General features: G+C 44.1%; 7 protein-coding genes. 2 read left to right on the top strand and 5 right to left on the bottom strand.

The window, feature by feature from the left end:
• Window positions 1-145: 145 nt before the first annotated feature.
• Window positions 146-724: an SMC-Scp complex subunit ScpB gene (gene scpB / locus ACHUFQ_RS16835; RefSeq protein ID WP_394177013.1), complete on the top strand. Its 579-nt coding sequence runs from the start codon at window positions 146-148 to the stop codon at window positions 722-724.
• Between the two features lie 26 nt (window positions 725-750).
• Entirely contained in the window at window positions 751-1,605 is an 855-nt protein-coding gene (gene rluB, locus ACHUFQ_RS16830; protein ID WP_394177012.1) for a 23S rRNA pseudouridine(2605) synthase RluB, read from the top strand.
• A gap of 46 nt (window positions 1,606-1,651) precedes the next feature.
• On the opposite strand, the gene ACHUFQ_RS16825 is transcribed toward rluB, so the two are convergent.
• The 5 genes from ACHUFQ_RS16825 to ACHUFQ_RS16805 all read right to left on the bottom strand — a co-directional run bounded on the left by ACHUFQ_RS16825 (window position 1,652) and on the right by ACHUFQ_RS16805 (window position 6,908).
• Window positions 1,652-1,927, bottom strand: a complete 276-nt coding sequence (locus ACHUFQ_RS16825) for a hypothetical protein (protein ID WP_394177011.1) — start codon at window positions 1,925-1,927, stop codon at window positions 1,652-1,654.
• A 328-nt stretch (window positions 1,928-2,255) separates the two neighbouring features.
• Window positions 2,256-3,839 carry an arylsulfatase gene (locus ACHUFQ_RS16820; RefSeq protein ID WP_394177010.1) on the bottom strand — a complete coding sequence of 528 codons (1,584 nt, stop codon included), beginning with the start codon at window positions 3,837-3,839 and terminating at the stop codon, window positions 2,256-2,258.
• Between the two features lie 480 nt (window positions 3,840-4,319).
• A complete protein-coding gene (locus ACHUFQ_RS16815) occupies window positions 4,320-4,673 on the bottom strand; it encodes a hypothetical protein (RefSeq protein ID WP_394177009.1) in 354 nt (117 codons plus the stop codon).
• 178 nt (window positions 4,674-4,851) lie between these two features.
• Entirely contained in the window at window positions 4,852-5,334 is a 483-nt protein-coding gene (locus ACHUFQ_RS16810; protein ID WP_394177008.1) for a methylated-DNA--[protein]-cysteine S-methyltransferase, read from the bottom strand.
• Window positions 5,335-5,369: 35 nt separating this feature from the next.
• Window positions 5,370-6,908 (bottom strand): DNA-3-methyladenine glycosylase 2 family protein, encoded by a 1,539-nt coding sequence (locus tag ACHUFQ_RS16805; protein ID WP_394177007.1) that lies wholly within the window; start codon window positions 6,906-6,908, stop codon window positions 5,370-5,372.
• Window positions 6,909-7,073: the final 165 nt, after the last annotated feature.

Here is a 7,073-nt window from a genome sequence, read left to right as displayed (position 1 = left end):
TCTCTGCAATCAAAGCCTTGCCTAAAAGCCTTTAAATTCTCACTGAGTGAGCAATAATTTAATGTGATTGGTATTAGACACCTTGGCAGGTATAGTGCGCTAAGCAATTACGTGTCGAAAAAGGTATGAAAAGGGAAGGCAACCGATGAATAATAATCAGCAATTGAAAAACCTTATTGAATCCATGCTTTTTGTGGCCGATGGCCCGTTATCTGTTAATGCCATACAAACCATATTGGAAGATGACATTGCATTAAGCCGTAAGCAACTGCAATCCATCATAGGAGAATTGCAAGACGATTATGCAAAACGTGGTATTCAGTTGGTTGAAGTGGCCAGTGGTTTTCGATTCCAGGCGGCGAATGAGCACGCCGATCAAATTGCGTTATTATGGAAGGAAAAAGCGCCTCGATATTCGCGCGCTATGTTGGAAACCTTATCGCTCATTGCCTATCGTCAACCTATCACTCGCAGTGAAATCGAAGATATTCGTGGCGTTTCTGTGTCTAGTTATATAATTAAGACATTGCAGGAACGAAACTGGGTAAAAGTGGTGGGTCATAAAGAAGTTCCTGGACGTCCTGCATTGCTGGCAACGACCGACGAATTTCTTGATTATTTTTCATTAAAATCACTGGCGGAATTACCCGAATTAATGCCAGCTTCTGAAATTAACCTGGATACTGAACAGGTTGAACAACAGTTAGAAACCGCAGAGGCTTAAATTGGCTTTTGCCCTAGAGAACATAAATGTCTGAAAAATTGCAAAAAGTGCTGGCTCGTGCTGGCAAAGGCTCCCGTCGTGAGATGGAGGCCATGATCAGCGCCGGTCGAGTCAGCGTTGATGGTAAAGTCGCTTATTTGGGGGATCGTGTAGAAGGCACCGAACAAATACGCCTTGATGGTCACGCGGTAAAAATCTTAGATGCGACTGAACATGTTTGCCGGGTTTTGGTATACAACAAACCGGAAGGGGAAATGTGTACCCGCAAAGATCCGGAAGGACGTCCAACGGTTTTTGATCGGCTGCCGAAAATTATAGGCAGTCGTTGGGTTGCAGTTGGTCGATTGGATATCAATACCTCCGGTATGCTGATTTTCACCAATGATGGTGAACTAGCCAATCGCTTAATGCATCCTTCCCATGAGGTAGAGCGCGAGTATGCGGTGCGCGTATTCGGAGAAATTGATGAAGCCATGTTACAGCGTTTACGCCATGGTGTTCAGCTTGAAGATGGCATGGCCAAGTTCAAGAAAATCACTTACAAAGGTGGAGAAGGTCGCAACCATTGGTTCCATGTGGTGTTGACCGAAGGACGTAATCGTGAAGTCCGTCGTTTGTGGGAAAGTCAGGATGTGCAGGTCTCACGCCTGATCCGGGTGCGATATGGCGATTTAGCGATGGAGCGTCGACTGCCTTTAGGTGGCTGGCTGGAGCTGGGGTTAAAGGACGTTAACTATTATCGCAAACTGGTGCAGTTGCCGGTGGAAACCCAGTCAAAAGTGAAGGTAGATGAAAAGCGTATTGATAATACCAAGAGTCGTAAAATTCGCCGCAATGTGAAGAAACATCAACAACGTCGTCAGGCACCTAAAAAACGCTAGTCAAGGCAATGGGGTCAGATCTTTTCAAGCTATGAGCCCATCGCTGCTACTTTCTGCTGTTTTCCTGGGACTTAGTCATGATCTCTTCGTACATCAAAATGACACCTTTGGCCAATGCATCATATTCCGGATGACGTTTTAACACGGACAGAACCTGATGTCCGTCTTTAAAGGTTTTATCTAAAAAAGCGATTTCTCTGTCATCAAGTACACCGCCGCCATTTACCTTTTCGCGCATCTGTTCAATTTTGGGGTAGGTTATATCTTCAAAGCGCTTAAATAAAACGGCAATAACGCCTTCATCTCTTTCTTCTAAATCCATAACAGCTCCGGAAAATTGAACTTATACCAATCACATTAAATTCGCACTAAGTGAGCAATAATTTAATGTGATTGGAATTACTTAAAAGTATGAGCCGTTTGTATTGGAATTCAAATTTTGCTTAAAGAAACTGACTGGAGCTTGTTGCATTATTCTGATCCAGATTGGGATGACTATAGTGAGCTGTTAGGCGTTCAAGGATATACGCACCTGCGTCATTGGGTCGATTACCTAAATCGACCTAATGCAATATTACCCAGTCATAGAAAAAGTTAATGAATGCAGGCAACTCGGTGAGAGCTACCTGCACTTGAGCGGAAACCAGAAGCTATTGCTTCGCTTTATTGATAAATTCTTCGACTACGTTTGACATATCAAACGACTTACCACCTTGCACTGGCGGGTACTCCGCGAGTGATTGCAAATGTGCCCCCATCAATACACCCATAGGTTGAATAAGCCAGGAAACCTTCTGCAACAAGTGTCCATAGGAATCACTGTTATCGTAAGTTTCAAACGGGTCCATACGAATATTAAATACCAATGGAACCGTTCTTGGGATCACGTTGGCGTAATAGTCTTCTTTGGTGGAAAAATGGAATTTCCATGGACCTATTCGAACCGCAGTAAGTTTTGACTCATAGTAGTGGAATATGTGATTACGGGCTGATTTATCGGATTCCCCCATCCAATAAGGCAGATTGTTTACCCCGTCGATGTACTGTTTCTTTTCGTCCATCATGTCTTTGGCGACGTCTTTAACTCCAGCAGCGGCGGCCAAACTGGTAAACATATCCTGATGCCCCTGAATGCCATTTAAGACAGCTCCTGCTTTAAACTTACCAGGCCAGCGGATCATTGAAGGTACTCTAACGCCACCTTCATAAGTCGTCATTTTTTCGCCCCTGAATGGTGTGGTGGCACCATGCGGCCACGAAGAGTGCTCTGGACCATTGTCGGTGGAATACCAGACGATCGTATTGTCATCGAGTTTGTTGTCTTCGAGAAAATCGAGCACAAGACCGATGTCATGATCGTGTTGCAACATACCAGAACCGTGATAATCCGCCTCTGATGTGTATTGTTCCGCAGCATAACGCCATTTGTCATTCAGGCGGGTGTATAAGTGCATGCGACTGGTGTTAAGCCAGACAAAGAAGGGTTTGCCATCTTTTTTGGCATTCTTCATAAAATCAAACGCTTTGGGAATAACTTCGCCTTCGTCAAAGTTTTTCATGCGCTCCTGCGTTAGTGGTCCGGTATCCTTAATCGTTTGCATGCCAACCATTCCGAATCTTGGATCTTCGGTTTTATCATTCTTATCTGTCGCAAAAGAATGAATGACACCACGAGTACCGAATTTATTTTCATAGGACTCTATGTCACCGGAAAACTGCTTACCAAAGTTTTGATAATCGCGTTGTTCTGATTCTTCCTGAGTATTTAAGTGATATAGATTACCAAAAAACTCGTCGAAACCATGTACCGTTGGTAGGTGCTCATTGCGGTCACCAAGATGGTTTTTACCAAAGTGGCCCGTTGCATAGCCTTCATCTTTCAATACCTCGGCCAGGCTCGGTGATTCTTTTTTCAAGCCTAGCGAATCGCCGGGCTGTCCAACGGTGGTCATCCCTGAGCGAATTGGATACTGACCAGTAATAAAGGCTGCTCGTCCTGCAGTGCAAGAGGGTTGAGCATAATGGTCGGTAAATCGAAGTCCCTCATTGGCGATACGGTCGATATTTGGGGTCGAGTACCCCATAACTCCGAGGCCATAGGAAGTTAAATTCTGCCAGCCAATATCATCGCCCCAAATTACCAGAATATTTGGCTTGTCTGCCGCGAAGAGTGGATTTGACAGCATTATAAATGTAAGTATTAGGCAACTTACAAAGCGTTTTATCTTGAACATCATTGTCTCCTGAATGGATTTGAAGCACCGAACTACCAACGTCGTTTGTTGAATCCATTCAAAAGGTTTCCCAATTAGTTTCTAATCATAGTACAGCCGACTCTAAACAATAGAGTAGAAGCTAAATATTGCTTAATTTTCAGTATAAAGGAGATTTTTTATTTGTCGTGTTGGGGAAATCAAATTTTGTACATGAGAAGTTGCTAACAGGCCGTTAATGACTGTGAGATCAACCTATGGGTATGACCCAAGGTTTTTGCTTTTGCTATGAACCGCGTGTACTCGGAGCTGATGACATCAGCGAGCTGGGAGCGACGAATTATGTCGCGGTTACATATTTTCAGTTCCTGAGAAATTCTGCATGTCAACGTCCATGTCGGCAACCCGGAACAATCTTTGATTGTGTACCCGAAGTGACGTTTTCTGTCACGTGCTTGGAGTATTGGCTGCGATACTTGCTCAGGGAGTCTCTGCTCCCGTTTAGTTCGCTTTGACCCGATATTGGCCTTGTGCTGCCATCATGTGTGAAGCAAAACGTTTATGTTTGCGAGCGTTGAGCCATTCTACCGGGATAATTTCACGGGCTAGTGCTGCTTCAAAAATACGAATAGGGTAGGCGCCATAATAGGCTTTGGTGGCTTGGATATGGGTTTCGTTGTTTGGCGTTAACTTGCAGCGTGACTCGATAAGTTCCTGCTCAATGGTCTCAAGAACCTGCGGCTTTATCTCAACATTTAACCAATCGATAAATCCATTGTATTGTCGGGCTTGAATGAGTTTCCAAACCATAAAGGCGATGATTGCCAGCCCCAGGCTAACCAGTACTACTTCCATTTTGATCTTATCTAAGTTATCTAATCGAGCGTTTCAATGTGAAAAGATGATAACAAAATTAGCATGCAGAGTGGAGAATTCAGTGACCAGAAAAGGCATTAAGATTCACTGCCGTCTGTGAGCAGCTAAAACTGCGCTCTAAATTCCGTATTCCCGAAATTACGCCAATTAATTGCGTTTATTTCGCTTTAAAGTCGGCACCCTCAAGGGAGAGTAATTTTGCCTTTAAATCCAATCCACCGGCATATCCGGTAAGCGTTTTATTAGCACCAATGACGCGGTGACAGGGAATGATGATGGCAATTTTATTTGCACCATTTGCCGTACCTACGGCACGAACGGCTTTCGGATTATCAATACTGTTCGCCAGCTCACCATAACTGCAGGTGTTGCCAAATGGTATTTTCTGTAGAGCTCGCCAAACCTGTTTTTGAAACTGGGTGCCAACGGGCGCCAGTTTGACACTAAATTCCGTACGCTTACCATCGAAGTACTCGGTTAACTGCTGACAAACCTTAGCAAATTTTTCTGGTGCGTGTTGATACTCGGCTTTGATGTCGATAGGTACATTTCCTTGTTGAAAGCTTAGCTCAGTAAGCCCCTGTTCATTGGCCAGCAACGCAATATCGCCAAATTTACTTGTAAAAATATGATAATACATAGTTTTTTCTCTTTTAATTGTCTCTTGTACCAATATTAATTACTAAGCGAATGCCACAAATAAATGGCCGCATAGGCTCGCCATGGTCGCCATTTTTCAGCGCTTTGTAGTATCTCTTTTTTCTTCGGTCTTACCCCATCAACAGCCAGCGCCTTAATAATCCCTAAGTCTTCGGCAGGGAACGCATCGACAACGCCAACACCGCGCATCGCAATATAATGGGCGGTCCAGGGGCCAATGCCTTTTTGTTGACACAATAAATCGACGAACTTTTCAAAATCTACCTGTGGATTAAACCAATGCTGATGTTGCTGGTAAAAGCTCAGCCAGTCCAGCAAGGTAGTTTGGCGTGTGGTGGTAATGCCAAGGTCTTGAAAATCCTTTAGCTCACCAGAATTACCGAAACACTGAGTCATCATAGAATCAATCGTTGGAAACAGGTTATCGACCTTAGCACTTAAGCTGTTGGGAAACGTCACCGGTGTACCAAAACGATTGGCAATCCTGCCAGCAAGGGTTGTTGCCGCTTTTACGGTGATCTGCTGGCCAAGGATGGCACGAATGGTAAATTCAAAAATATCCCAACAACCGGGAAGGCGAAGCCCTGGATTGTCAGCCACAATCGTTGCAAGCCGGTTATCACTGCTTAACGTTTTGCGAATTTGTTCAAGATCACAGTCTAAATCGAGCATATGTCGGACTCGGCGCACGACCTTATCCAGTGCCGAATAATCAGTGAGATAAATTTCTAAATTCAGAGCATTGATATTGAGTTTCTTATCACTGGCATTGGTTACCTTAAACCAGCCTGTAATACCGTCAATTTCTATACTGCGTTGATAACTATTTTCGTCAACATATTCAACCCCCGGAATTTGTCTTCCCCTTAAAAATGACAGCATCGATGGCCAGTTCAAATCGCCTTGATAATTGAGTCGATAGTCATAGCTCTGGGTGTTATCTACCGGTCGATTTTGTTGTTCACGAAGTTCTTTAGGGCTGCAACCATATTGGCTTTTTATGTGTTGATTGAAACTACGGAGATTATTAAACCCGCTCAAATAAGCGACGTCATTAACCGATAAGTCAGAACCAATCAGATATTGACGAGCAAAAATACCACGCTGTTGGTTGATAAAAGCTTTAGGTGTCATCCCAAGGGCGTCCTGACATTGACGTTGTAATTGCCGTTCGCTGATTTGCAGTGATGCGGCAAGGTCTTTTACTTTGAGACCGGGATCTCCTTTAACCTGCTCCAGCATGGATGATAATGTCGAGTGGCGAGATTGCGGCGCTAATTCGGGACGACAGCGTTTGCAGGGACGGTATCCTTGATGCTCAGCTTGTGCGGCACTGAAGTAATAACGAACGTTTTCTTCTTTCGGGGAGCGGGCAGGGCAGATCGGTCGACAATAGATACCTGTACTTAGTACCGCGGTATAAAACTGGCCATCAAAACGTTCATCGCGACTCATGCGAGCGCGGTGACACACATCAGGATCAATAACCGTAAAGTCGTATAACTCTGCGGCTTTCGAGTCAGTATTTGTATCGTCAGTTAAAGGACGATTCATAATCCACCATACTAAAAAAAGCTAAAATAAGGTCAACCAAGTGACCTTATACCAATCCCACTAAGTTTGTGCACAACTCAGAGTTAGGGCCGAGGTTCATTTGCAACATAGATTTTATTGATATAGTCATTCTATATTAATGAAATATAGGGCAGTAAATGGGCC

It is taken from the genome of Thalassotalea litorea (assembly GCF_043642205.1).
GTDB classification, from domain to species: domain Bacteria; phylum Pseudomonadota; class Gammaproteobacteria; order Enterobacterales; family Alteromonadaceae; genus Thalassotalea_A; species Thalassotalea_A litorea.
The sequence above is the reverse complement of the archived record's forward strand: the minus strand, read 5'-3'. Positions and strand labels throughout refer to the sequence as shown.